Annotated in this window: 20 protein-coding genes; 17 read left to right on the top strand and 3 right to left on the bottom strand. The window is 40.6% G+C overall.

Features of this window, described 5'->3' with window-relative positions; genetic code table 11:
• Positions 1-71 precede the first annotated feature (71 nt).
• From HJP15_RS16060 to HJP15_RS16095, 8 genes are all read left to right on the top strand, one after another.
• A complete protein-coding gene (locus HJP15_RS16060) occupies positions 72-1,274 on the top strand; it encodes an efflux RND transporter periplasmic adaptor subunit (protein ID WP_054203529.1) in 1,203 nt (400 codons plus the stop codon).
• A 14-nt stretch (positions 1,275-1,288) separates the two neighbouring features.
• Entirely contained in the window at positions 1,289-4,462 is a 3,174-nt protein-coding gene (locus HJP15_RS16065) for an efflux RND transporter permease subunit (RefSeq protein ID WP_170174135.1), read from the top strand.
• A 384-nt stretch (positions 4,463-4,846) separates the two neighbouring features.
• Complete coding sequence (locus HJP15_RS16070) at positions 4,847-5,497, top strand: PilZ domain-containing protein (RefSeq protein WP_170174136.1); 651 nt, start codon at positions 4,847-4,849, stop codon at positions 5,495-5,497.
• A 68-nt stretch (positions 5,498-5,565) separates the two neighbouring features.
• Entirely contained in the window at positions 5,566-6,621 is a 1,056-nt protein-coding gene (locus tag HJP15_RS16075; RefSeq protein WP_170174137.1) for an agmatine deiminase family protein, read from the top strand.
• On the top strand, positions 6,618-7,511 hold the full coding sequence (locus HJP15_RS16080) for a nitrilase-related carbon-nitrogen hydrolase (RefSeq protein WP_170174138.1): 894 nt from the start codon (positions 6,618-6,620) through the stop codon (positions 7,509-7,511). The genes HJP15_RS16075 and HJP15_RS16080 overlap by 4 nt, the downstream gene beginning before the upstream one ends.
• Before the next feature lie 37 nt (positions 7,512-7,548).
• Positions 7,549-11,022 carry a transcription-repair coupling factor gene (gene mfd / locus HJP15_RS16085; RefSeq protein ID WP_054203524.1) on the top strand — a complete coding sequence of 1,158 codons (3,474 nt, stop codon included), beginning with the start codon at positions 7,549-7,551 and terminating at the stop codon, positions 11,020-11,022.
• Positions 11,022-11,858 (top strand): peptidoglycan binding protein CsiV, encoded by an 837-nt coding sequence (locus HJP15_RS16090; protein ID WP_170174139.1) that lies wholly within the window; start codon positions 11,022-11,024, stop codon positions 11,856-11,858. The genes mfd and HJP15_RS16090 overlap by 1 nt, the downstream gene beginning before the upstream one ends.
• 17 nt (positions 11,859-11,875) lie before the next feature.
• Positions 11,876-12,127, top strand: coding sequence for a hypothetical protein (locus HJP15_RS16095; protein ID WP_064435487.1), 252 nt, complete (start codon positions 11,876-11,878; stop codon positions 12,125-12,127).
• 99 nt (positions 12,128-12,226) lie between these two features.
• Here the strand turns inward: HJP15_RS16095 and HJP15_RS16100 are convergent, their stop codons facing one another.
• The 3 genes from HJP15_RS16100 to HJP15_RS16110 all read right to left on the bottom strand — a co-directional run bounded on the left by HJP15_RS16100 (position 12,227) and on the right by HJP15_RS16110 (position 17,821).
• Positions 12,227-13,579, bottom strand: a complete 1,353-nt coding sequence (locus HJP15_RS16100) for a hypothetical protein (RefSeq protein ID WP_054203521.1) — start codon at positions 13,577-13,579, stop codon at positions 12,227-12,229.
• A gap of 402 nt (positions 13,580-13,981) precedes the next feature.
• Positions 13,982-16,681: a TonB-dependent receptor gene (locus HJP15_RS16105; protein ID WP_170174140.1), complete on the bottom strand. Its 2,700-nt coding sequence runs from the start codon at positions 16,679-16,681 to the stop codon at positions 13,982-13,984.
• Between the two features lie 717 nt (positions 16,682-17,398).
• Positions 17,399-17,821, bottom strand: a complete 423-nt coding sequence (locus tag HJP15_RS16110; RefSeq protein WP_054203519.1) for a hypothetical protein — start codon at positions 17,819-17,821, stop codon at positions 17,399-17,401.
• A gap of 339 nt (positions 17,822-18,160) precedes the next feature.
• On the opposite strand from HJP15_RS16110, the gene ccoN reads away from it, so the two are divergent.
• From ccoN to HJP15_RS16155, 9 genes are all read left to right on the top strand, one after another.
• The gene (gene ccoN, locus HJP15_RS16115) at positions 18,161-19,594 is read left to right on the top strand and encodes a cytochrome-c oxidase, cbb3-type subunit I (RefSeq protein ID WP_054203518.1); all 1,434 of its coding nucleotides are present in this window, start codon (positions 18,161-18,163) and stop codon (positions 19,592-19,594) included.
• 12 nt (positions 19,595-19,606) lie between these two features.
• Entirely contained in the window at positions 19,607-20,281 is a 675-nt protein-coding gene (gene ccoO / locus HJP15_RS16120; RefSeq protein WP_054203517.1) for a cytochrome-c oxidase, cbb3-type subunit II, read from the top strand.
• Between the two features lie 6 nt (positions 20,282-20,287).
• The gene (locus HJP15_RS16125) at positions 20,288-20,473 is read left to right on the top strand and encodes a cbb3-type cytochrome oxidase subunit 3 (protein ID WP_054203516.1); all 186 of its coding nucleotides are present in this window, start codon (positions 20,288-20,290) and stop codon (positions 20,471-20,473) included.
• Positions 20,470-21,435: a cytochrome-c oxidase, cbb3-type subunit III gene (gene ccoP, locus HJP15_RS16130; protein ID WP_054203515.1), complete on the top strand. Its 966-nt coding sequence runs from the start codon at positions 20,470-20,472 to the stop codon at positions 21,433-21,435. The genes HJP15_RS16125 and ccoP overlap by 4 nt, the downstream gene beginning before the upstream one ends.
• Before the next feature lie 148 nt (positions 21,436-21,583).
• Positions 21,584-22,075, top strand: a complete 492-nt coding sequence (locus HJP15_RS16135) for a FixH family protein (RefSeq protein WP_170174141.1) — start codon at positions 21,584-21,586, stop codon at positions 22,073-22,075.
• 10 nt (positions 22,076-22,085) lie between these two features.
• Positions 22,086-24,461, top strand: a complete 2,376-nt coding sequence (locus tag HJP15_RS16140) for a heavy metal translocating P-type ATPase (RefSeq protein WP_170174142.1) — start codon at positions 22,086-22,088, stop codon at positions 24,459-24,461.
• Positions 24,458-24,625 carry a cbb3-type cytochrome oxidase assembly protein CcoS gene (gene ccoS, locus HJP15_RS16145; RefSeq protein ID WP_054203512.1) on the top strand — a complete coding sequence of 56 codons (168 nt, stop codon included), beginning with the start codon at positions 24,458-24,460 and terminating at the stop codon, positions 24,623-24,625. Before HJP15_RS16140 ends, ccoS begins: the two co-directional genes overlap by 4 nt.
• Positions 24,618-25,289, top strand: coding sequence for a sulfite exporter TauE/SafE family protein (locus tag HJP15_RS16150; protein ID WP_170174143.1), 672 nt, complete (start codon positions 24,618-24,620; stop codon positions 25,287-25,289). The genes ccoS and HJP15_RS16150 overlap by 8 nt, the downstream gene beginning before the upstream one ends.
• Before the next feature lie 41 nt (positions 25,290-25,330).
• Positions 25,331-26,065, top strand: a complete 735-nt coding sequence (locus tag HJP15_RS16155; RefSeq protein WP_054203510.1) for an FNR family transcription factor — start codon at positions 25,331-25,333, stop codon at positions 26,063-26,065.
• Positions 26,066-26,082: the final 17 nt, after the last annotated feature.

A 26,082-nucleotide genomic window follows, 5' to 3' on the forward strand; every position in this document is an offset into this window, starting at 1 on the left:
AAATGCCATACTCAGGCAGCTTAATACATGCTTAAAATATTATACTTAACAATTGGAACTGTGGAGTAAACATGCGTCAGTCTTTCGCACTATCAAAATTGTCTCTTTCTTTCTTTTTATTTGCCTCAACAGCCTTACTTTTACAAGGTTGCAGTGAAGCCCCACAAACACCGCAAGCGGCTATGCAACCAGCCTCTGTAGCAACCGTGATTGCCGCAACTGAAGATGCGCCTTTTACAATTGAATTACCTGCAACACTTTCTGGCTCAAAAGAAGTTGAAGTAAGAGCACGCGTAACCGGTATTTTAGAATCACGTAACTTTGACGAAGGTCAAACAGTGACAAAAGGCCGTTCCTTATTCACCGTTGATTTAGAACCTTATCAATTAGCGCTAGAACGTGCCCAAGCCGCCTTTGACGGCGCAAAAGCATCACTCGTTCAAGCACAAAGAGATGTAAAGCGATTAGGTAAACTGCGCGCTGAAAAATCTGTTTCACAACGTGATTATGATAACGCCAGCTCGACTACAGACATCGCGAAAACTAATTTAGCAGCCGCTAAAGTTGCGTTAAAAGAAGCACAATTAAATCTCGAGTATGCGCAAGTTAAAGCGCCTGTTGCAGGTGTTATGGGCCGTGAATTTGTCTCTGAAGGCACTTATGTTTCAGGTCCTGATTTACTGCTAACGCAAATAACCCAGCTTGATCCTATCCGTTTACGTTTTGGTATTTCGGAGCGTGAACAATTGCAAATGCGCCAAGATGAAGCTAACGGTTCACTAACATTGCCACAAAGCGGTCATTGGCAAACTAGCATTAAACTGCAAGATGGCTCTATATATAGCAAAAGTGGCCTAGTTAACTTCTCTGATGTACGCATTAACCCAAATACGGGCACCAGTGAACTACAAGCTATTATACCCAACCCTGATTTTAAACTTCGTCCGGGTCAATTTGTTCGCGTGAGTTTAAAAGGTGCAGTGCGTAAAAATGCGTTTGTTGTGCCACAGCGCGCGGTACTTGATAACGGTATGGGGAAATTTGTCTACGTTGTAGCTAAAGGTGAGCAAGGTGGCACTATTGCCCGACCTGCGCCTGTTGTTGTTGGTGAGTGGGTGCAAAAGCCAGCAAATGCTGGTGATAAAAACTTTTGGTTAATTAAATCAGGCATTAACGCAGGGGATGAAATAATTGTCGATGGTATGGCACGTATCTTCTTCCCTGGCATGCCGGTAGCCGTTAACAATGCAACAAACAGCGTAAGCGCAGAATAGGCGCAGGGAGTATTATGTTTTCTCGTTATTTTATAGACAGACCTATTTTTGCATTTGTTATTTCAATTGTTATTGTATTGGCTGGCTTAGCTGCAATGCGCAGTTTACCCATCGCACAATACCCTGAAATAGCCCCTCCTGTTGTGCAAGTAACTGCAGCTTATCCGGGTGCATCTGCTGAGGTGCTTGAACAAACCGTTGCAGCGCCTATTGAGAATGCGATCACTGGTGTTGAAGGCATGATGTACATGGCTTCTACATCAACCAGCTCAGGCGCAACCACGATTGAGGTAACCTTCGAAATTGGTACCGATATTGACCAAGCGGCTGTGAACGTCAATAACCGCGTTAAGCAAGTTGAAGCGCGCCTACCTGAAGAAACGCGTCGTCAAGGTGTGGTTGTTCAAAAAGGCTCATCAAGCTTCTTGCAAGTTCATGCCTTTTATTCTCCCGATGAAAGCCGCAGCAGCTTGTGGACCTCAAATTACGTTACCCTCAATATTTTAGATCGTATTAAACGTATACCTGGAACCACCAGCGTACAAATATTTGGTGCGAAAGATTACGCTATGCGTATTTGGTTACGCCCAGATGTAATGAGTCAATTAGGTGTTACCGTTGAAGAAATAGCAGGTGCTATTCGCTCACAAAATTCACAATACGCTGCGGGTAAAATTGGCGCTACGCCAACCTCCCAATCAGCCCAAGAACTGGTTTATAGTGTTACCGCACAAGGGCGTTTGTCTGAGCCAAGCCAATTTGAAGAGATTATCATTCGTTCAAATTTAGATGGCAGTAGTTTACGTTTAAAAGATATTGCACGTGTTGAATTAGGGTCAAAAGATTACAATTTCAGCGGTACTATTAACGGTAAAGAAGCCGTACTTTTAGGTATATTTTTACAACCTGGTGCAAATGCACTTGATGTAGCTGAAGAAGTAAATGGTGTACTAGCAGAAATTAAACAACAATTCCCTGTCGGTCTTGCGCATTTAAACTCTTACGACACCACTCGCTTTGTTGAAGTGTCTATTCGTGAAGTTGTGATCACGCTTATTGAAGCAATGATATTGGTTTTCTTGGTCGTGTATCTGTTTTTACAAAATTGGCGCGCGACGTTAATTCCAACATTAGCTGTACCAGTGTCTTTATTAGGTACTTTTGCTGGTATGTACATGCTTGGTTATTCTATTAACTCACTCACTCTGTTTGGTATGGTGCTGTCCATTGGTATTGTTGTTGACGATGCCATTGTTGTACTGGAAAATGTCGAACGGATTATGCATGAAGAGCATGTCAGCGCCCACGAAGCTGCCATAAAAGCAATGAAAGAAGTATCAGGTCCGGTCGTCGCGATTGTACTCGTACTTTGCTCTGTATTTGTGCCCATAGCCTTTTTAGGTGGCTTAACCGGTGAGTTATTCCGCCAGTTTGCGATTACCATCTCAATTGCAGTGAGTTTATCTGGTGTCGTCGCATTGACCATGACTCCCGCGTTATGTGTACTTATTTTAAAACAAGAACATAAACAAACAGCCTCCTTCTTTTTATGGTTTAACCGTATTTTTACTAAAATAACCAGTAAATATGTTGGCGCGGTTGGCTATATGGTTCGCCGTGGCGCATTAGGTTTATTATTAATGATTGGCATGGTGTCTATTACTATTGGACTTTGGAAAAATACCCCTGGTTCTTTAGTCCCTGATGAAGATCAAGGTTATTACATCTCCGCTATTTTCTTACCTGATGGTTCATCGCTTGAACGCACTGAGGAAGTAGTAAAAGAAGTAATTGCAGCAGTGCAATCAAACCCAGCCAATGAAAACGTGGTTGCTTTTACAGGCTTTGACTTTATTGGTGGCGGTTATAAAAATAGTGCCGCGACCTTGTTTGTTACCCAAAAACATTGGGATGAACGCGAGATAGATACAAAAAGCCTCGTCAATGAGCTGTTTATGAAAACTGCACATATTAACGAAGCCTTAGTACTTGCATTTAATCCCCCTGCTATTTTTGGTTTAGGTAGTACCGGTGGTTTTGAGTTTTATATTCAAAACAAAGGTGCTGGTGGCCCCGAGAAACTACAACAAGCCATGGGGATGATGATGGCTGAAGCACAAAAGAGTCCTGTTTTAAGTGGCTTGCAAACGCTTTGGCGTCCTAATGCCCCGCAGCTAAAAGTAAATGTTGACCGCGAACAAGCACGTGCAATGGGTATTGAAATTGATGATGCCTTTATTGCCCTTGCCGGCACGCTGGGCACTTACTATGTCAATGACTTTAACAAGTTTGGTCGTGCATGGCAGGTATTGATGTCTGCTGAAGCTGAGTTTAGGATGAAGCCCGATGACATTGGCCGTATTTATGTTAAAAACAACCAAGGAACCATGGTGCCAATGTCTGCATTTACAAATGTCGATTTTAGCCGCGGGCCTGAGAGCCTTAACCGCTACAACAATTTACCGGCGGTAAAACTGCTCGGTAATGCAGCTCCCGGTTATAGCTCTGGTCAAGCAATTGCTGAAGTGGAACGCATCGCAAAAGCCGTGTTACCACCTGATATGACCTACGATTGGACAGGCTCTGCATTCCAAGAAAAACGAAGTTCTGGCACTACAGGTATCGCACTTGGCCTGGCTGTTATTATGGTGTTTTTAATTCTTGCGGCTTTATACGAGCGCTGGTCGTTACCATTATCAGTTATGCTTGCACTACCATTTGGTACATTTGGCGCACTGGTGTCAATTTGGTTAGTCGGCATGACAAACGATGTTTACTTTCAAATTGGCTTAGTAACACTCCTTGGCCTGGCCAGTAAGAATGCCATATTAATTGTTGAATATGCCCTTATGAAGCACCAACAAGGCTGGAGTGCCAGCGCCGCAGCACTTGAAGCAGCACGCTTGCGTTTTAGGCCAATAATTATGACATCATTAGCGTTTATTTTAGGTGTTGTTCCATTGGTACTTAGCTCTGGCGCAGGAGCTGGTGCACGTCATAGCGTTGGTACAGGCGTGATGGGTGGCATGATGGCCGCCACTTTCTTAGCCGTGTTTTTTGTACCATTATTCTTTTACTGGCTAACAGATCGTAAGCTAAGTGAAAAACGTTCTCGCACTGAGCTAGCGGATGAAATAGCCCTGCATCATAAGCGTGAAAATGTAGATACACCTGAAAGTAATTTATAATTAATAGCGATTAAAAATATAAGGGCAAACAGTAGTTTGCCCTTTTTTATGGGTGTCAGATAACTAGCAATTTCTTCTCGCGAGCGCTACTATACCCAAACCACCTCAAAATGCGAGTTTCAGTTGGAATTAAAAGCGATTTAGGCAAGGCATTGATTATAAGTAATAGTAGTTCTATTGTTAAAATCAATAACGCAGTATAAATCGCTTTTAAACCAACCCGGTGGGCGTTTCACAGGCACTTACTATCAGCGTTGTTACTTCTTAAAAGGGATGGCCATTCTTGCAAAGTAACGCCTTGATAATAAGCCCCTGTGAAACGCTGAATTCTGCATCTTGAGGTGGCTTGGGTATATAATAGTCCGTGCGTCGAGGAGCCTTAATATGAACAATGAAAAACTAACTGAGTTTGAGCAATATTTTCAAATTGATGAAAGTAACCGTGTAAATCTATTTGCAGTTGACCCTCATGCGGTTCCCAAAACTCTCGCACAACTCGAAGCTGATATTCCCCCATTATTTAAGCTTGCCAATGAAGTCAGTGAATTAGAGTTAAGTTCATTACGGCCACTGCGTAACTTAGGCGATATAGCACAAGAACTTGCCGTATTTTTACAAGCACAATCGCGTAAAATAGACCTAATAATGAGCCATATATTGGCATCTGAACAGCCCGAAGATAATTCAATGTACTGCGATAGTTATGGCGGTGGCGGTGTTAAATTCACCTCAGATAGCGTGTATTCATTAGGTCACACATTTCGCACAAAATTGTTTTTACAGCATGAAGCATCTGCCGTTTATTGTTATACCGAAGTCGTTGCGATTGAAAAGCAAGATGACGATCAATATCAATATACGCTGCTATTTATTGCCATTCGTGATTCAGATCAAGAACTCGTTGTTCGCGCTACTTTACATGCACAAACGCGACAGCTCAAAAAACGCCAACAACAGCAAGCGCTCGATACGCCTTTAGATGGATCATTCCAAAACGATAAAAGCACAAACACACCAACAAAACCTGAACATTAACCATGAAAAAGCTGACTTCTTCGGCCGAAATGCTAAACTAGCAACACCTTTGTTTGTTTATTAAATCCATGAACTTTAGACTTTTACCCGAATGGGCCGAGCAAGACGCTGTCATGCTAACATGGCCTCATCAAGCCACTGATTGGCGTGATAATTTAACCGCTGTTGAGCCCGTATATGTACAGCTTTGCCAACATATATGTAACGTTCAACAGTTAGTGATCGTCGCGCACGATGACACACTTAAAACACATATAACGCAATTATTGCTTACCAATGATGTTGATTTAAGTCGCGTGCATTTTGTAGTGACTCCATGTAATGATACATGGGCACGCGATCATGGACCTTTGACCTGCGCATCGCTTGATAACCCCGCAGAACTAACAATAAACGACTTCACGTTTAATGGCTGGGGTAACAAGTTTGAAAGCACATTGGATAATCAAATTAATGCAGTGCTTGTCAAACAACTCGCTCATTCCAATAATCAATATCAAGCCATTGATTTAGTACTTGAAGGTGGGGGTATTGAAATAAATGAACACGGTACATTGCTCACCACACGCGAGTGTTTACTCAACCAAAATCGTAACCCGTCACTGAGCACTGATGATATTGAGCACGTTTTGCGTACTCAGCTGGGTGCAAACGACTTTTTATGGGTAGACCATGGTTACTTAGCCGGTGATGACACCGACAGTCACATTGATACTCTCGTGCGCTTTGCACCTAACAATACCCTTGTCTATGTAAAATGTGACGACAACAATGACGAGCATTACAGCGCCCTAGATGCGATGGAAAAACAGCTTGAAAGCTTTACAACTCACACAGGCAAACCATACACATTAATTGATTTGCCATGGCCTAAAGCTGTATTTAACGCTGACAATGATAGGCTCCCTGCAACCTATGCGAATTATTTAATCATTAACAATGCCGTGCTTGTACCGACGTATAATGACAGCAATGACGCATTAGCCCTTGAACGTATACAAAGCGCCTACCCTAGTCATAAAATTATTAGTGTGAATTGTTTACCAATCATTGCACAATTTGGCAGTTTACATTGTATTACCATGCAATTACCGCGTGGATTTTTAGCCGGAGACCCTAAGTGAATAGCCCTGATAAGTTAACGGTTGCCCTAGTGCAACAAACAAATAGTGATAATGCCGACGAAAACATGGCAAAATCAATCGCAGGTATTCGCGATGCCGCAAGCCAAGGCGCGCAATTAGTGGTGCTTCAAGAACTCCATCGCAGTCTTTATTTTTGCCAAACTGAAGACGTTGATGTATTTGATTTAGCTGAAACAATACCTGGCCCTAGCAGTAATACTTTAGGCCAACTTGCTAAAGAACTTGGCATTGTTATTGTCGCGTCACTTTTTGAAAAACGTGCAACAGGGCTTTATCATAATACAGCCGCCGTACTTGAAAAAGACGGCACTATTGCGGGCAAATACCGTAAAATGCACATTCCTGACGACCCAGGCTTTTACGAAAAATTTTACTTCACACCAGGTGATCTTGGTTTTGAACCAATTCAAACCTCGGTTGGTAAACTTGGCGTGTTAGTATGTTGGGATCAATGGTTTCCTGAAGCCGCACGCTTAATGGCTATGGCCGGTGCTGAGCTACTAATTTACCCAACAGCTATTGGCTGGGATCCGCGTGATGACAAAGGCGAACAAGCTCGCCAAAAAGATGCTTGGGTGATCTCTCAACGTGCGCATGCCGTAGCAAACGGGGTCCCTGTGATCAGTTGTAATCGTGTTGGCCATGAAAATGACCCGAGTGCTCAAAGTAACGGTATTCAATTTTGGGGGAATTCATTTATTGCGGGCCCTCAAGGTGAGCTACTCTCTGAGGCTAATACAACTGATGAGCAAATTTTAGTAATCGAACTTGATCAAAAACGCTCAGAAAACGTAAGACGTATATGGCCGTATTTACGGGATCGTCGAATCGATCATTACCAAGACTTAACTAGAATCTATCGCGACTAAAATAGTGACCTTGCGAGGTCAAATAAAGGAGTAATAAATGGCGTTTGCGCAATGGGCAGCCTTGCCTTGGGTAAAATCTCAAAAAGATAAAATTCAATGGGGGCAACTCACCGGTAGCGGATTAAGTATTGCTATCGCTCAAGGGGTTCAGCAACAAGACGGTTTGGTATTAATCGTCACACCTGACACGCCCAGTGCCTTGCGCTTAGAAACTGAATTAGAGTACTTATTACCAAATCATCCGGTCATGGTGTTTCCTGATTGGGAAACTCTTCCTTATGATCATTTTTCGCCACACCAAGATATTATCTCAGCGCGCCTAGCAACATTAAATACGCTCAAAAAAGAACAACAAAGTGTATTAATTGTGCCGGTTTCAACCCTAATGCTACGCACTGCTCCTGCATCATTTATTTATGGCTCCACTATAAACTTTAAAGTGGGTGATATTTTAGATACCCATAGCTTGCGCAATAACTTAGAGCAAGCTGGTTATTTACATGTGCAACAAGTAATGGAACACGGTGAGTATGCAATTCGAGGCTCTATTGTTGATTTATACCCAATGGGTAGCCCGCATCCTTTTAGGCTTGACTTTTTTGATGATGAGCTTGATTCAATTCGCTTATTTGACGTTGAAAGCCAACGCTCTGACGATAAAGTAGAAAAAATAGAGTTACTGCCTGCCCATGAGTTTCCAACAAACGAAGCTGATATAGAGCGTTTTCGTATTAATTACCGCTCAAAATTTGGAGCTAGCTCTGAGCAAGACTCAGTCTATATGCAAGTCACTAAAGGAAACTGGCCGGCAGGTATTGAATATTACATGCCGCTATTTTTTGATCAATTAGCCACTATTTTTGAATACCTCCCTGATACAACGACGGTAATGCAATTAGGGGATGTTGAACATGCCGCGGATAATTTTTGGCATGACGTAAATGTCCGATATGAAAACCGTCGTGTTGATCCGCTGCGCCCACTACTTGAACCTGTCAGCTTATATCAACCCATTAATGAGCTGTTTTCAAATTTAGGTAACTTTGCCCGCATTAAACTCTCGCAGGCTAAGCTACCTACCAAAGCGGGTAATAAAAACTTAGCCACATTAGAACTCCCTGCAATCCGTATTGACCATAAGCTACATGAGCCCTATCACGCATTTATTGACTACGTCAGTACACAGAAAAAACAAAAAGGCCGTGTTTTACTCTCTGTTGAATCGGATGGTCGCCGTGAGTCATTACTGGCAATACTAAAACCGAGTGGATTAAAGTTAAAAGAATTTAATACGTTTGATGAATTTACAGCAAGTAACAGTGATGTTGGCTTAATTGTAAGCCCACTTGAACAAAGTGTTGTGCTAAGCAGTAAACCACCGCTGACTATTATTACTGAACAAGAATTACTCGGCATAAAAGTATCGCAACGACGTCGTCGAAAGCATAAATACGAAGCAAGCCAAGATGCACTAATACGTAATTTAGCTGAGTTAAAAGTAGGCCAGCCTATTGTTCACCTTGATCATGGTGTTGGCCGCTACCAAGGGCTACAAACCATTGACGCCGCAGGTCTAGTCACTGAATTTGTCACTATCACCTACTCGGGTGAAGCAAAACTCTACGTCCCAGTGTCAGCACTGCATATGCTAAGCCGCTACTCTGGCGGTGAAGAAGCAAGCGCCCCACTTCATAAACTTGGATCTGATGCATGGGACAAAGCTAAAAAGCGTGCAGCTGAAAAAGTGCGTGATGTTGCAGCTGAGCTATTAGATATTTATGCGCAGCGCCAAGCTAAGCCAGGAAATGCATTCGCTCTTGATGGCGCAGCTTATCGTGCGTTTAGTGATGGCTTCCCGTTTGAAGAAACAGACGATCAGCGCAGTGCCATTGAAGCGGTACTCGGTGATATGCAAAGTAAACAAGCGATGGATCGACTAGTATGTGGCGATGTTGGCTTTGGTAAAACCGAAGTCGCTATGAGGGCTGCATTTGTCGCTATTAATGATGATAAGCAAGTCGCGGTGCTTGTACCGACCACTTTACTTGCCCAACAGCATTATGAAAATTTTAAAGACCGTTTCGCTGATTTTCCAATTGAAGTGGGCGTTTTGTCTCGCTTTAATTCTCCAAAAGAACAAAAAGACACACTTGAAAGAATGGCCAATGGCAAGCTAGATATCGTGATTGGAACGCATAAACTGATCCAACAAGATATCATTTTTAAAGATTTAGGCTTATTAATTGTTGATGAAGAGCATCGCTTTGGTGTTCGCCAAAAAGAAAAAATTAAATCACTACGTGCTGATGTAGATATATTAACGCTGACGGCCACTCCAATTCCCAGAACATTAAATATGGCCATGAGTGGTATGCGAGACTTATCAATTATCGCCACACCACCTGCTAAACGCCTTGCGGTTAAAACTTTTGTGCGCCAACGTGACGCCGAATTGATACGCGAAGCCATACTACGAGAGATTAAACGCGGTGGCCAAGTTTACTTTTTACACAATAACGTAGATACCATCGACCGCGTTGCTGAAGAGATCAGCGAATGGGTACCAGAGGCAAGTGTTGCCTCTGCTCATGGGCAAATGCGCGAACGTGATTTAGAGCAATTGATGAGTGAATTTTATCATCAAAAATATAACGTGCTCGTGTGTACGACCATTATTGAAACCGGCATTGATATCCCGACCGCAAACACGATTATTATGGATCGTGCTGATAAACTTGGCTTAGCGCAGCTTCACCAATTGCGCGGTCGCGTTGGACGTAGCCATCATCAAGCATACGCTTATTTACTAACAGGTAACCCTAAAGCGCTGTCTAAAGATGCTGTAAAGCGCCTAGAAGCCATTGAGTCACTAGAAGATTTAGGCGCAGGTTTTGCGCTGGCAACTCACGATTTAGAGATCCGCGGCGCGGGTGAGCTACTTGGCGATGATCAATCAGGGCAAATGCACACCATTGGTTTTAACCTATACATGGAAATGCTTGAGCAAGCCGTCAAGTCACTGCGTGATGGCAAAGAGCCAACACTTGATAACTTATTACAACAACAAAGCGAAGTGGATTTAAAATTAGCAGCACTGTTACCTGATGATTATATTCACGATGTAAATGCACGATTGGGCATGTACAAACGCGTTGCCAGCTGTGCTAATGTAGATGATATGGATGAATTACAGGTTGAATTAATTGACCGTTTTGGTTTATTGCCTGATGCGGCTAAAAACTTATTCAGCCTTCAACAACTTAAGCTAAAAGCCAGCGAACTGGGAATTAAAAAAATTGAGGCAAACCCTAAAGGAGGTTATTTTGAGTTCAGCCAAGATACAAAGGTTAATCCTAGCTTCATTATAGGTTTGATACAAAGTGCGCCTAAGGTGTACAAAATGGATGGCGCAAATAAATTGCGTTTTGCGATCAATGAGGCAAGTGCCCGTGAGCGTTTAAAAATGGTCACTGCAATGATTGCAGATTTCTCTAAAAAGGTTAGCCATTAATGTTGTTTAAAAAGTCCCTATTATTGTTGTGTTGTGTATTTAGTAGCACTGCATTTGCTGAACGCTGGTTTGAAGTGGAAGTGCTGATTTTTAAGCAACGCCCTGCCCCCTACATGCAAGAAGATTTCAGCTTAGATAAAGACCCGATAAAAAAATCTAATAATCTTGATTTACTGACACCTATTTATGAAGAGCAAGCCAAACAAGATTGTATTAATGGTGATAGTCGTTTTAACTCAGCCTCTTTTACTGATTCATTAATAAGCGTTAGTCGTTCAAACTTGTGTGATGAGAGTATTGATTACCTAAGTAGCTACAACGTACTGCCTTTAAGCCCTTTAGCGCCTGTAAGAGATGACATGAAGCAAACGTACCTGTTAGCGCCTGAACAATTAAAATTCATACCCCAACAGCAATCACTTGTTCGTAAAGGATTGAAACCGCTATTGCATACGGGCTGGCGTTTTAAAGGTGCAAGTAAATCACGATCTGAACACATTTCGTTATTTGGCGGGCAACTGATACCAGCCCCCTATATAGCTAAAACAGCGAACTACCAAAGTGATGATTTTATTAATCAAGTTAGCTTCAATTCTTCATTACCTACCACAGAAGAAAAAGCCAGCGATAGCTGGGAGCTAGAAGGGGTTTTTAATATTTACCTTCGTCATTATCTTTTCATTAACGCAAATTTCGACATCAATGAAGCATTACCAACAGGCGATATTCAGCGTGCTCGTTTTTCACAATTTAAGCGTGTAATTAGCAATGAAGTTCATTATTTTGACCACCCGAAAATGGGCATGATAGTACAAATTAGAAAGTTCAAACACTAAATAAAGGAAGTTAAAAAATGAAAAAATTATTAATAGTTGCTGCCATTTTAACGTTGTCGGCTTGTTCAAAAATCAATTTAGAAAATTACGAAAAAATTGAAATTGGTATGAATAAAACTGACGTTGAAGCAATATTGGGGGCAGCTGAAAAATGTGTTGAAAAAACGCTACACACTAACTGCACATGGGGCGGTGGTGATAAAAAGATTGAGATCACTTTAGTCTCTGATCGCGTCTCGTTATATAGTAAAACAGGCCTAGAAAAATAATAGCCTCACCAGATGGTAACTGATCACCATCTGGTTTTTATAGCCAAGCCACTGATCAAAGAAAATAGAATAACAGCTTCACTCAGCTCAACGAGAAAATTATTTTTCACTGTAAATCAGCTCTATATTTACAATTTTACTTCTATTTAAAGTGATTTTATAGCGCTGATGCGTTACTTTATCAGCACTGCTATAAACGACTACCAAGTTTAGCTGATAGCGACGCTCCACACTTTGTTTAGATATTTTATTATTTTCAACATTATACAGCTTACCTTCACCTTTTTTTAAATAACGAGCAAAAGGTGCCAAGTTAAATTGCAGTGTTTGCTGCAAACTATCATAACCGGGTAAAAACTCTTTGGCATTAACTCGCGTTTCACTGGCAAAATGTAACCATTGCGCGGCTTGTTTGTTCTGTTGTCGTCGTTTTGAAAATATATTCCTCACTTGCTGCGGAATATGTTTAAAGCGAGTGTATTCAAGCCAAATATATTGTGTTGAAATTTTATCTTTCGTAACACTGTTATTAAATTGAAAGCGCCACTTCGGCCGTCCTTTTACAATTGCTCGCCAAATAACCCGGGTTATATCTTCTTTAAATATTTCACGCATACCGTAAATAGCACCAAGAATAATAATCAATGTTGCTGTTACTTCTGTAAAAGTGCTGCGCGCATTAAGTACAACCAACATGACTAAGGCCATTATAACTGCCGTCACGCTGCCTTTTACTAACCGCTTTAAATAACTATTTAAATGACGAGTTTGTCTTGTTAATACGACGCCATGCTCAATTAAACGCTGTAACAAACGCATTTTATTAGTAATACGGTTAGCATCTTTAAGTGTTGAATCTGAGTTGTACTGCTGCTCTTGGCGGTATGTTTGTTCAAACTTACAAAAATTCAGCAAATCAGTGCGTTCTTTTGCGTGATCGCTACTTCGTGGGCCTTCATCCAGTAACCTTAAAAATGACTGTTCAATTTGCCAACTCAAATAATTATCGGCATTAGTGTAAAATGAAATTAGCTTTTCATCTTCTGGGGTATAACGGCGCAATTTTTTTAGTAAGCTTTGGCTTTGTTCACACAGCTCAATGGCCCGTTGATAAAACTCATCAAGTTCTTCTATTTTAAGCGCTTCTTTGATATCCGTTTCAATAGCTAATCTGACTTGATAACAATAAAGATTAAGGTTCTGCCGATAATCTTGCTGTTCACCTTTATTTTTACTGACAAAACGGCTTCGTACTAAAGGTAGGTGAATATTATTGGCGTTATACGCTAAATAAGATTTAAAGTGGTTATTGAAGTAAGACTCTTCGGTTAAGGTTTGTGGGTTAATACCCATTTCGTTTGGGATAGAGAAATACAAATCAATGCGTTGCTCAGAACGAGGACTGAGCTCAGGTTCGATAATAAAGGATAAGTTTTCATCCTGCTTTAACAATCAGTTCTCCTATTAAATATGAGATAACCTAAATTTAAGTTACAGACATTAGTTTACTGCTGCCCTTGGATTTGTTCAACAAAAAAGGCCTAGTAAAACTAGGGCGTGTTGACCTTTGTGGATTGAAATTTGTTCAATCTAGGGGCGATTTAATCGCGGCGCGAGGTTTGTAACCTAGCAGGCTAAGTAAAAACCGAGCAACAAAGAGTCAATCGCCCCTAGGAAGAACCCTTTGGGCAGCGCATGTTTGGCATTTATACTGCGTTATCACCTATTTATGGGGAACAACCACACACCATAGGCTCTGCCTTGCCTAAATACCAAACATACTGCTGCAAAATCAATCACGAAAGGTCAACACGCCCTAGGCCTTAAAAGTAATTTAATCTAAGTGTCGGTTACTTAGAACTTAATGCTCATGCTTGCAAAGAAACGACGGCCTAATACATCATACGTATACGGGTCCGTATTTGAATCATTATTACCAGAGTAATATGGAGGCTGCTTATCAAATAGGTTATTGATACCCGCAGTCAATGCGACTGTTTCATTAATTAGGTAAGAGCCGCTCACATCATGATAAACAACACTCGGTGTTGTTGGCGCGTAGCATGTATCTTCCTTACCTATACACTTAAAACTGTCCATACCTGAAATATAACGCGCTTTATATTGAGCGTCCCAACTATCTCCAGCAACTTTAAGGCTAAGATTAGATTTGATTTCTGCATAGCCACCTGAGCCAGAAGTGATCACACCAGCGTATTCAACTGGGTCTCCAGTCACTTGTTTAACATATTCATCAAGGTAAGTTGTGTCTAATCCTGCGCGCCAATTAAGACCCGCTGCCTCAAAGTTATATGCCAAATTCAAATCATACCCTGAGGTTTTTTCAGAGCCTATATTCTGTATTTTGTTATTAAATTTGATGCGTCCTGTTGCATCAATAGAAATACCTGCTGATTGGCACAGTGGCGTTGTCGCGTTAGCCGCATTATTTAAGCATTGATCAACTATATACTGACTATCGACCTTTGTAATTGCATTTTCAATATCAATATCAAAGTAATCAACCGTCATTGAGAAACCATCAAACCACTGTGGTTCATAAACAAGGCCAACCGTTAATGTATCTGCTTCTTCAGGGGTTAACGCTGAATTACCACCAACCGTTACTTCTGCTTGTTTTTGCGCGCCAGGGTAATCTACTTGATCAAATGATGGAGAATTACCTGAGTAAAGTTCATTGACTGTCGGTGCACGAAAAGCGGTAGACACAACACTACGTAGCATTAATTCATCATTTGCTTTCCACGTTAGGCCTAATTTCCATGTTTCATCTGAACCAAAGGTACTGTAATCAAATGCGCGAATAGCTGCACTTAACTCAACATGCTCAGCAAATGGTTTATCAGCAAGTAATGGAATTGCAAGCTCAAGATAAGCCTCATTGACATCAAAGCCACCAGAAGTCGCTTCAACACGCGGATCATTAGCCAAACCTTGTGCCGTTAATGAGTCTGGGGTAAACCATGCTTTTTCTTGGCGGCGCTCTACACCAGCCGCAAATGCTGCATAACCCGCAGGCAGTTCTAGCAACTCACCACTAACAGCTGCGGCTAGAATAAATAACTGACTCCCACCATTATTTACTTCAGTGTAAACATTTTTGCGGAAATTGTCTGAAACCCACGCCTGTTGATCAAGTGGATTAAATGTACCTGCGTCAATTTGATCACCAATTGCGCCCATGTTATGTAGATTACTTAGCTTATCAACCGAGTCATTGCGGCCAAAGTTAGCCGACACATCCCATGCATAATTTCCAATTAGACCTTCAGCACCGATCACAGCACGTACTGTATCTACTGATTGCTCAAAATAACGTTCACCCGTGTCTGACATACGGCGACCATATGAGATTTTATCACCGTACTTATAGTTCATTTCTTGCGTTACGTAGTTACCATCCGCATCTTTATCAAGGTAACCATCACCATCAAGGTCAACTCGTTGATCGTAGCTTTGATTAAGCATTGAATCGCCCATTGCCTGCGTATATTCAAAATCAAACCAGACAGGCTGCGGCGCCATTTGTTGCTCTGACCAGCGTTTAGTATACGTAAACTCAGTAAATAAGCTGGTATCGTCAGATAGTTCGTATGTTGCTATACCTGTTAAGTTTAAACGCTCCATTGGCGTATAAAGGTAACTTGTTGGTGAGTAATTATAGCTGTCTTCATTGGTGTAACGGTGGTAATCACCGCCACGGCCAGTTACTCCGTCATCATCAATTAGTGAAACTTGTGTATCTTCACCTTTTGCATTTACCGTTGTGCCTTTTTCACCGTTACCATTCCATATATGGCCACCTTCATTGTAGGCAGAACCTGTACAGAATAAACCGTCAACGCCTTCATCTATTGGGCACTTAGAAAAATTACGATCTGCTTGAGATGCTTTGCCACGATCTGTGTACTGCATACCAATCACGATATTACCTTTATCAAAACTGCTACCGACTGTGAAGTCGATTGAATTCTCAGATGCATCACCCTCACCTGTAATTGCAGTATTTGCGTTTAATTCAAGGCCTTCAAAATCATCTTTTAAAATAATATTTACAACACCCGCGACCGCATCACTGCCGTAAACAGCAGATGCGCCATCTTTTAACACTTCAACTTGCTTGATCATTGATACGGGAATGGTATTTAAATCAACAGTTGATGCAGCGCCAGTCCCTGAATTGATCATACGACGACCATTAACTAGTACCAATGTTCGTTGCGCGCCTAAACCACGTAGATCAATACGAGCGTTACCACCAGAGCCATTATTAACCCCAGGGTTTGTCATTGCTCCGCCTGTTGCGGTCATTTTTTGTAACACGCTATCGATACTTGTTGCACCCATAGCTTGTATATCATCGGCGCTGATCAACGTTATTGGGCTTGCGCTTTCCATATCTGAGCGTTTAATGCGTGAACCTGTGACTTGAATTTTTTCTATAGCTTGAACTTCATCAGCAGCTACAACTTCAATGCTGGTGAACATAGGAATAGCCGTTATAACAGCTAAGCTAATTATTGATTTTTTCATGTAATACCCTACTTGTTGGAAAAATACCTAATTTAGGCAGCGCTCGTTTTATTTAAGAATGTCGAGATAGCGCAGCGCAACTTAGGGGGATTTAACTGAACGAAAACTGAATGAAAAAACAAGGGGCTTTAATTCTGTTTTACAGTTCCCTAAACCAGGGAATAAGGTGAATGAATGTTTCATTGTTAATTAATTAAAACAATTAAAAAACAATTAATTAAAAAATAAGAATGCATTTAAACTACGAATGAAATTAATAACGATAAATTTGTAATTAACTGTAATTACTTGTGAAAATATCCAAAAAAGCTAAATTTACAACTTAATTACACCATTTTATAAAAACCGCAAAATGGACTTTTTTTACTAACGAATTCGATGGCTAAACAACGACGATTAAGTTCATTATCCGTCAACAAATACTCACCCCACCCAAGATAGAAGCGCCGTTGGAGTAAAAAAGGTTGTATGTAAGATAGTGGTTGCAAGTAATTCTACTATCAGAATCAGTCCTTTATAAAAATAACGCCTAAGAATATAGATTAAGGATCTGTTGACCTTTCAAGGTTAAATTTGTAAAGGTCAACAGACCCTTAATAATGAGAGAATAGAATGATCAGAATGCACACTCTACACGTAATGAAATATGACTAACCGAGGGGATATACCCTTGCTGCTTATGTAGTGAATAGGTATTCAAATAATTGAATCTAGAAATTAATAGATTACTGTAAAATAATAATAAACAGACTCTATCTGATTTTTTTGGTTTTTGAGCTCAAGTATCAGTTTCCAGGTCATGTTTCGTTCTGAACAAATACCGACCATTGCATTTGCAGTCAACACATTATCTTGTAATTTAAACTGCAGCGGAATGTAACCCATATACATAGTCACACCTTCAAGTTTCGCGCTGTGGATAATATTACCGTCGCTAAGGGAGACATTAATTTTAAAGGGAGTTTCAGGAGAAATAAGGTGCTCACTTAACCATATTTTAGCTTTTTTTGGGTATGTGCAAGCTTGATTAGGCTGACATTGTGAGTTTGTTGCTATTTCATCTTTATTTGCTGTGATCGGATCGCAGGCAATTAATAAGGTAAGTGTAAAAATAAACACTATAATATGCTTAATTGACATTGTAATCCTTGAGCAAAGTAAAGGGCGATACTAATAATTCCCCTATTAAAATACAAGTTTAGTGAAACGATCAGAGTCAATTACTAAGAAAGTGTGTCAAAAAGTAAACAACTACATGATAAAAATTGATTGATGTCATAATTTTATGCAATTGACCTATCTTTTTTAGGCCAAAAAATTTATCATTTCCCCGCAAAATAAGGGTTTCGCGAGTTTGTTTTCTGAAGCAGTCATGGCATTGAGGGTTTTAGGTAACATACTTGTGAAGTAATAGTAGGCCCCACTTTTTAAAGTGGGTAATTCATTTCTAAACGCATTTATTGCAGCGGAAGCCAGAAAATGAGCCAAACAGTAGCATCACAAACTGAGTATAACTATAAAGTTGTACGCCAATTCGCTATTATGACAGTGATTTGGGGCATCGTTGGCATGAGTGTTGGGGTTCTGATTGCTGCCCAATTAGCTTGGCCAGCACTTAACTTCGATACACCATGGTTAACATACTCTCGACTACGTCCGTTACACACGAACGCAGTAATTTTCGCATTTGGTACAAGCGCACTTTTTGCGACATCATATTATGTCGTACAACGTACTTGTCAAACGCGCCTTTTCTCAGATAAATTAGCCGCCTTTTCATTTTGGGGTTGGCAGTTAATTATCGTGCTTGCGGTCATCACATTACCACTAGGTATTACAAGTTCTAAAGAGTATGCGGAACTAGAATGGCCGATTGACATTTTAATCACCGTTGTTTGGATTGTTTACGCCATCGTGTTTTTTGGCACGTTAATTAAGCGTAAAGTATCGCACATCTACGTTGCTAACTGGTTTTATGCTGGTTTTATAATCACTGTTGCTGTATTGCATATTGTAAATAGTATGGCTGTTCCAGTGTCATTAACTAAATCATATTCCATCTATGCAGGCGCCGTAGATGCAATGGTTCAGTGGTGGTATGGTCACAATGCTGTTGGCTTCCTTCTAACTGCTGGTTTCTTAGGTATGATGTACTACTTTGTACCAAAACAAGCTGGTCGTCCGGTGTACTCTTATCGCTTATCAGTTGTTCACTTTTGGGCTCTAATTTCTTTATACATCTGGGCTGGTCCTCACCACTTACACTACACCGCGCTGCCAGATTGGACGCAAAGTTTAGGTATGGTTATGTCCATCATCTTATTTGTTCCTTCATGGGGCGGTATGATAAATGGCATAATGACTCTATCAGGTGCATGGCATAAATTACGTACTGACCCAGTACTTCGTTTCTTAGTTGTTTCATTGTCTTTCTATGGTATGTCTACCTTTGAGGGCCCAATGATGGCGATTAAATCTGTAAATGCTCTGTCTCATTACACTGACTGGACCGTAGGTCACGTACACTCTGGTGCGTTAGGTTGGGTTGCAATGATATCTATTGGTGCTATTTATCACCTTATCCCTGCTCTATTCTCGCAAGGACGTATGTATAGCGTGAAACTAGTTAATACCCATTTCTGGTTACATACTGTAGGTGTTGTTTTATACATCGTTGCAATGTGGATTTCAGGTGTAATGCAAGGTCTAATGTGGCGTGCAGTAAATTCTGACGGTACATTAATGTATAGCTTTGTCCAATCGCTACAAGCGTCACACCCTTTCTATGTTATGCGCTTTGTAGGCGGTGTATTCATCGTAGCGGGCATGCTAGTTATGGCTTATAACGTTTACCGTACAATTGCAGCGAAGAATGATTCGTTGAAATTAGACGCGCAAGCACAATTAGCATAACGGAGTGAGATGATGAGCAATAAAAAATCACAAAATAAGCATGAAATAGTTGAAAAGAACGTTGGCCTGATGGCTATCTTAACTGTGTTTGCAATCAGCTTTGGTGCATTAGTAGAGATTACTCCACTGATGTTCCAGGACGACACAACGAAGCCTGTTGATGGACTTCGTCCATTAAACGCGCTTGAGATGGAAGGTCGCGATATCTATGTACGTGAAGGTTGTTATAACTGTCACTCACAAATGATTCGCCCTTTTCGTGATGAAGTTGAGCGTTATGGTCATTACTCTGTAGCTGGTGAGTCAGTATGGGATCACCCATTTCAGTGGGGTTCAAAGCGAACTGGTCCTGATCTTGCCCGTGTAGGTAAACGTTACTCAGACGATTGGCATTATGCTCACTTAATGGACCCACGTGCTGTGGTACCTGAATCGAATATGCCAGGATACCCTTGGTTAGATGAGAATCGCGTTGATACTAGCTTGACTCTTAAAAAACTTAAAATTTTCCGTGACACATTTGCTATTAACCCAGAAAACCCGGCACACCCAGGTTTAGGGTACGGTAGTGATGAGGAACTAATAGCAGACGTTGCCAAAGTTGATGCAATGAATAACAACAAGGGTGCGACAGAAATGCAAGCCCTTATTGCTTATTTGCAACAGCTTGGCACGCACTTGAAGTAATTAATTATGGATTACGGAACATACAGAGGCGTTTTAACTCTGATAATTTTAGTATTATTTATTGTTATTGTTGTGTGGGCATTCAGCAAGCGTAGCAAAACACGCTTTGACAGTGCTGCTAATGCCATTTTCGAAGATGAAAAAGAGCATAACAAAACAATCTCTAACGAGGAAAAGGGGTCTGAGAAATGACTAGCTTTTGGAGTATATGGGTTATTGTATTAACCCTTGCGTGCCTATTTATTATTTTTGGCCTACTAGTGTGGAACTTAAAGAACTACGCTGGGGTTGAAGAGGGTGAAAGCTGTGGGCATGAGTTTGATGGGATTGAAGAACTAAACAACCCACTGCCTAAGTGGTGGACTTACATGTTCTTTGCGACATTTGCATGGTCAGTATACTACCTTGCCGCTTACCCAGGTTTAGGTAATTGGGAAGGCGTATTTAAATGGACTAGTTCTAACCAAGGTATTACTTCTTTAGAAGAGTCTAAAAAGGCAACTGAAGATGCACTAGCTAACGGTCAGCGAGTTCAATTAGATCAAGAATTTGTTGATGCAGATAAACGTTTTGGCCCTATATTTGAAGGCTATGCTAGCCAAGATATCGAAATGCTTGTTAAAGACGACAAAGCACTTGAAATTGGTCAACGCTTATACGCTCAGAACTGTTCGCAGTGTCACGGTTCAGATGCTCGTGGTGGTCACGGCTTCCCTGACCTAACGGATAAAGATTGGTTATACGGCGGCACGCCTGACAAAATTAAAGAGACACTACTTTATGGTCGTGTTGCTGCAATGCCACCATGGGGTGCTGCTTTAGGCGAACAAGGCGTTAAAGAAATGACCGCGCATGTTTTAAGCTTATCAGGTCGTACTGTTAACCAAAAAGATGCGAAAGCAGGTGAAGCTAAGTTTGCCATGTGTGCTGCATGTCATGGTGTTGATGGTAAAGGTTCTGTTGCCCATAACTTACCATTTGGTGCTCCTAACTTAACAGATAACATCTGGTTATATGGTGGTTCTCAACGTGCTGTTGAAGAAACATTAAATAACGGCCGTGCTGGTGTAATGCCTGCGTGGAAAGACATTTTAGGTGAAGACAAAGTTCATCTATTAACGGCTTATGTTTACAGTTTATCGCAAGATAAATAAGCAAAACGTTAATTAAATGTTTAAATATTAATCTTTTAATTCAATAGATTAATTAAGATCAAAAAAGCCTCCATCTGGAGGCTTTTTTTTAGTCTTTTTAATTCAAATCCTATAAAATACCTACACCGTAAACAAATTAAGCTTACTTATGAACCCTACTCCTTGGTATAAAAATTTCTGGCCTTGGTTCTTAATCTTTTTCCCAGCAATTACTATCATTGGCTGCATATCATTATTTATTACGGCAATTGGGAATGGCCCCGATATGGTCGTCGATGATTATTATAAAAAAGGTAAAGCGATTAATTTAGAACTGAGTAAATTTGATAAAGCAAAGGCTTTATACTTGCATGGTGAACTTGGTGTTGAAGCAGATAAAGTAAGTTTTAAATTTACCAAGGGTGACACAAGCAATATTCACTCTTTAAAGTTATCATTTTATCATAGAACAATCCAAGCTCATGATTTTGATATACACCTGACGCCCAACGCAAAAGGTGAATTCACAGCCATTATTCCTAGTTTTGTAAATGGAACATACACGGTATTTATCGAGCCCGTTGATGGTAGCTGGAAACTAAAAGAAAACATTACTTTGCCAAGTGAACAAAGTATTTCTATAAGCCCTGAATATAAGTAGTCCAAGTATTATGTCTAATAATTGCTTTCATTGCCTTGAAAGTGTGCCTTCAGGCTTTAGCGCTACCGTTAATATTGATGGTAGCGAACAACCAATGTGCTGCATTGGCTGCCAAACAGTAGCCGAGACAATAGTCAGTCAAGGTATGACTGACTATTATAAATTTAGGACTGTTCGAGCAGGTAAAGTTCAGCAGCTCGTTCCAGAGCAATTGGCCTTCATCACCAGTTATGATAACCCCGATATTCAAGACGAATTTATATCTCAGACTAATGATATTAGTGAGGTATTACTAACTGTTGAAGGGATTACGTGCGCAGCTTGTGCGTGGCTAATTGAAAAACAATTATTAAATATACCGGCGATTAAACGAGTCGATGTAAATACATCAACTAATCGCGCTATGATCCAATGGGACAAAGAACGTACTCCACTAAGTGAATTAATCAAATCATTAATGGAAATTGGCTATAAAGCCTACCCTTTTCAAGCTGATATAGAAGCAAGTCAAAAACAGTTAGTTGCTAAAGCCTATATACGCCGATTAGGTGTCGCTGGTTTGATGACAATGCAAGTGATGATGTTTGCATTTGCAATGTACTTCGGTATGTTTTCAGGCATGGAAGAAAATTTTGAGCAATATTTTCGCTGGATCAGCCTAATCCTTGCCTCCCCTGTTATTTTATATAGTGCGTTACCCTTTTTAACTAATGCGATTAATGGCCTTAAAGCAAAACAATTAAATATGGATTTGCCCGTATCATTAGCAATATTTGGTGCTTATATTGCCAGTAGTTACGCCACAGTTATGCAAGTCGGTGAAGTATACTTTGAATCTATTTGCATGTTTACCTTCTTACTTTTACTCGGTAAATATCTAGAGTTTCGCGCTCGTCTCAAAGCAAGTGAATTTACTGCGAACTTACAAAAACTATTACCTTTAACCGCTCGCACGTTAGAAAAAGACGACCAAGAACATATAATTGCGGCTAAAAAATTAAAGCTAAATGATCGCGTGTTAATAAAGCCTGGTGAAACCATTCCAGCCGATGGCGTTATCTGCTCGGGCACCACAACGGTTGACGAATCCATGATGACGGGAGAGCATTTACCTGTTAAAAAATACATTGACCATCAAGTATTTGCTGGCACTGTAAATCATGATGGTGTGATCACAATTGAAATAAACAAGATAGGCCAAAATACCTTACTTAACCAAATCATTAAACTACAACACAGCGCACTCGCCACACGCCCTAAGTTAGTTGAAATAACAGATAAAGTTGCGCAGTGGTTTGTCGCTTGTTTATTAGTTTTTGCTTCATTAACAGCCATTGGTTGGTATCAAGTTGACCCCGCACATGCGTTTTGGATCACTATTGCTGTGCTTGTCGCAACATGTCCTTGTGCGTTGAGTTTAGCTATTCCAACCGCATTGACCTGTGCAGTCGCAACGTTAACTCGCAAAGGGATACTGATAAAACAAGCTCATGTACTTGAAACATTACCACAATTAACACGTGTTGCATTTGATAAAACAGGCACATTAACTCAAGGGCGTTTCAGTATAGACTCTGTTGATTTATTGGTTGATAGTATCTCTAAACAACAAGTATTGGCTCTTGCTGCCCAACTTGAAAGCTATTCAGAGCACCCTATCGCGACAGCATTTAATAAGTACACACCTGAGCAGCGCCATTTATATGATATTAATGTGCACCCAGGGCTTGGTATTTCTGGTCACGATGATAATCATCATTACGCTATCGGTAAGAGTGGCTGGTTCGATAACAGTAAATGTAATGCACAAGCAACTTTTTATGTTGATAAACAGCCTGTCGCAAATTTTTACTTTATTGATGAAGTAAAAGACAATGCAGCACCCTTAATCGCCTCTTTGCAAGCTCAAGGCTTAACATGCCATATGTTAACAGGGGATGCATCGAGTGCGGGGCAACAGATTGCTCAAAGGTTAAAGTTGGATAGTTTCAAAGTAGGTTGTCTGCCTCAAGATAAACAAAGTGAAGTTGAACTTTGGTCAAAGCAAAATGAAATTGTTGCTATGGTCGGCGACGGCGTAAACGACAGTCCTGTCTTTAACAGCGCTCACTTGTCAATTGCAATGGATACAGGTGCTGATATTTCAAAAAATACAGCTGACGTAGTTTTACTTAACAGTGACTTAGCCGCAATTGAGCATTTGCTTATCGTATCTAAAAAAACACGGCGGATAATTAAACAAAACTTAGCACTGTCGTTGCTTTATAATGGTTCTATCCTGCCACTTGCAGCATTGGGCTTAGTAGCGCCTTGGATGGCAGTGATTGGTATGTCCACAAGTTCCATTATTGTGATCTGTAACTCCCTGAGGTTATTAAAGTTATGAGTATAATTTATATCCTAATTCCAATTGCTATATTATTCGTTATGATCGCAATTGGTGTTTTTTTCTGGGCTGTCCGTGGCGAACAGTTTTCTGATTTAAATAAACAAGGCCATAGTATCTTGTTTGAAGATGATAAAGAACAACATAACAAAAGTAATGATTGACCCTCTATTTATTAGTGCATTTGTGATGGGTCTCATTGGTAGTGGCCACTGCATAGCTATGTGCGGTGGTATTGCCAGCTCTTTACAGCTTGCAACTGATAAAACAAAACCAATCTACTTTTCAATCGCCTACAACCTTGGTCGAGCTGCCAGTTACATGGCCGCAGGTGCACTTGTAGCGGGTTTAAGCAGCCATTTCGCGAATCAAAGCCATTGGCTTTCTCTTGCTTTGGCATTTTTAAGTGGACTTTTTATGATTTTAGTTGGCCTTTACGTAATGCGTTTAGGTGCAAGTTTGAAATGGCTAGAATCGCTCGGAAAAATAATGGTATGGCAGCATATTGTTAAACTAAATAAATTTTTAATGCCTATTAACTCATTTCCTAAAGCCCTAGGTTACGGCGCATTATGGGGATGGTTACCGTGTGGCTTAGTGTATTCTGCATTAACTTGGGCGATGACCGGCAATAGCGCATTTGAAGGCGCGCTGGTTATGCTATTTTTTGCTCTAGGCACCTTCCCTGCGATGCTCAGTATAGGTATGGGCGCACAAGCATTGCATAAGCTACTTAATCACCCTTGGGCGCGGATAACGATGGGCAGCCTACTGATTTGGTATGGCGTTTATCTACTTATTATTGCAACTGACAAGCTAGTGCATTAATCTAAAGGGACTAGTGCGCCGACATTTTATGGATATAACAGATGAATTTATCACACAATAAAGCAAAGACTAACTGCACGATTAGCTGTAACAATTGCAGTATCAGTCAATTATGCTTACCTTTTACACTCAATGGTCAAGAAATGGATAAACTTGATGAAATCATCGAACGTAAAAAACCACTGCACAAAGGCGACTTTTTATTTGAATCAGGTGCGCGTTTAAATGCCATTTTTGCTGTTCGTTCAGGTTCATTTAAGTCATATACTTTATCTGAGCAAGGCGATGAACAAATAACAGGATTTCACTTAGCCGGTGATTTAGTTGGTTTTGATGCTATCAATAAAATGGCCCACCAAAGCTTTTCGCAAGCACTAGAAACTTCAATGGTATGCGAAATTCCATTTGATACATTAGATGAACTGTCAGGTAAATTGCCTAAACTACGTCAACAAATTATGCGTTTAATGAGCAATGAAATTAACTATGATCAAGAAATGTTGTTGCTACTAAATAAAAAGTCTGCTGAAGAACGTTTAGCTAGTTTTATTTATAATTTATCAAATCGTTTTGGTGAGCGTGGCTTTTCGCGTAAAGAGTTTCGCTTTACGATGACAAGAGGTGAAATTGGTAATTATCTAGGTCTTACTGTCGAAACAATTAGCCGACTGTTAAGCCGCTTTCAAAAAGCAGACCTAATAAAAGTTGAGGGTAAGTTCATTACAATCCTCGATAGTGATGGATTACGTGATGCCGCAGCTATCCACCCGAAATAAACCTTGATCTAGCACAA

The organism is Pseudoalteromonas sp. NEC-BIFX-2020_002 (genome assembly GCF_013002825.1).
GTDB lineage: Bacteria > Pseudomonadota > Gammaproteobacteria > Enterobacterales > Alteromonadaceae > Pseudoalteromonas > Pseudoalteromonas neustonica.

What these genes read in the sequence shown, in the direction of transcription:
- HJP15_RS16060 (WP_054203529.1), top strand. Translation starts at nt 72, where the DNA reads ATGCGTCAGTCTTTCGCACTATCAAAATTGTCTCTTTCTTTCTTTTTA.
- HJP15_RS16065 (WP_170174135.1), top strand. Translation starts at nt 1,289, where the DNA reads ATGTTTTCTCGTTATTTTATAGACAGACCTATTTTTGCATTTGTTATT.
- HJP15_RS16070 (WP_170174136.1), top strand. Translation starts at nt 4,847, where the DNA reads ATGAACAATGAAAAACTAACTGAGTTTGAGCAATATTTTCAAATTGAT.
- HJP15_RS16075 (WP_170174137.1), top strand. Translation starts at nt 5,566, where the DNA reads ATGAACTTTAGACTTTTACCCGAATGGGCCGAGCAAGACGCTGTCATG.
- mfd (WP_054203524.1), top strand. Translation starts at nt 7,549, where the DNA reads ATGGCGTTTGCGCAATGGGCAGCCTTGCCTTGGGTAAAATCTCAAAAA.
- HJP15_RS16090 (WP_170174139.1), top strand. Translation starts at nt 11,022, where the DNA reads ATGTTGTTTAAAAAGTCCCTATTATTGTTGTGTTGTGTATTTAGTAGC.
- HJP15_RS16095 (WP_064435487.1), top strand. Translation starts at nt 11,876, where the DNA reads ATGAAAAAATTATTAATAGTTGCTGCCATTTTAACGTTGTCGGCTTGT.
- HJP15_RS16105 (WP_170174140.1), bottom strand. Translation starts at nt 16,681, where the DNA reads ATGAAAAAATCAATAATTAGCTTAGCTGTTATAACGGCTATTCCTATG.
- HJP15_RS16110 (WP_054203519.1), bottom strand. Translation starts at nt 17,821, where the DNA reads ATGTCAATTAAGCATATTATAGTGTTTATTTTTACACTTACCTTATTA.
- ccoN (WP_054203518.1), top strand. Translation starts at nt 18,161, where the DNA reads ATGAGCCAAACAGTAGCATCACAAACTGAGTATAACTATAAAGTTGTA.
- ccoO (WP_054203517.1), top strand. Translation starts at nt 19,607, where the DNA reads ATGAGCAATAAAAAATCACAAAATAAGCATGAAATAGTTGAAAAGAAC.
- HJP15_RS16125 (WP_054203516.1), top strand. Translation starts at nt 20,288, where the DNA reads ATGGATTACGGAACATACAGAGGCGTTTTAACTCTGATAATTTTAGTA.
- ccoP (WP_054203515.1), top strand. Translation starts at nt 20,470, where the DNA reads ATGACTAGCTTTTGGAGTATATGGGTTATTGTATTAACCCTTGCGTGC.
- HJP15_RS16135 (WP_170174141.1), top strand. Translation starts at nt 21,584, where the DNA reads ATGAACCCTACTCCTTGGTATAAAAATTTCTGGCCTTGGTTCTTAATC.
- HJP15_RS16140 (WP_170174142.1), top strand. Translation starts at nt 22,086, where the DNA reads ATGTCTAATAATTGCTTTCATTGCCTTGAAAGTGTGCCTTCAGGCTTT.
- ccoS (WP_054203512.1), top strand. Translation starts at nt 24,458, where the DNA reads ATGAGTATAATTTATATCCTAATTCCAATTGCTATATTATTCGTTATG.
- HJP15_RS16150 (WP_170174143.1), top strand. Translation starts at nt 24,618, where the DNA reads ATGATTGACCCTCTATTTATTAGTGCATTTGTGATGGGTCTCATTGGT.
- HJP15_RS16155 (WP_054203510.1), top strand. Translation starts at nt 25,331, where the DNA reads ATGAATTTATCACACAATAAAGCAAAGACTAACTGCACGATTAGCTGT.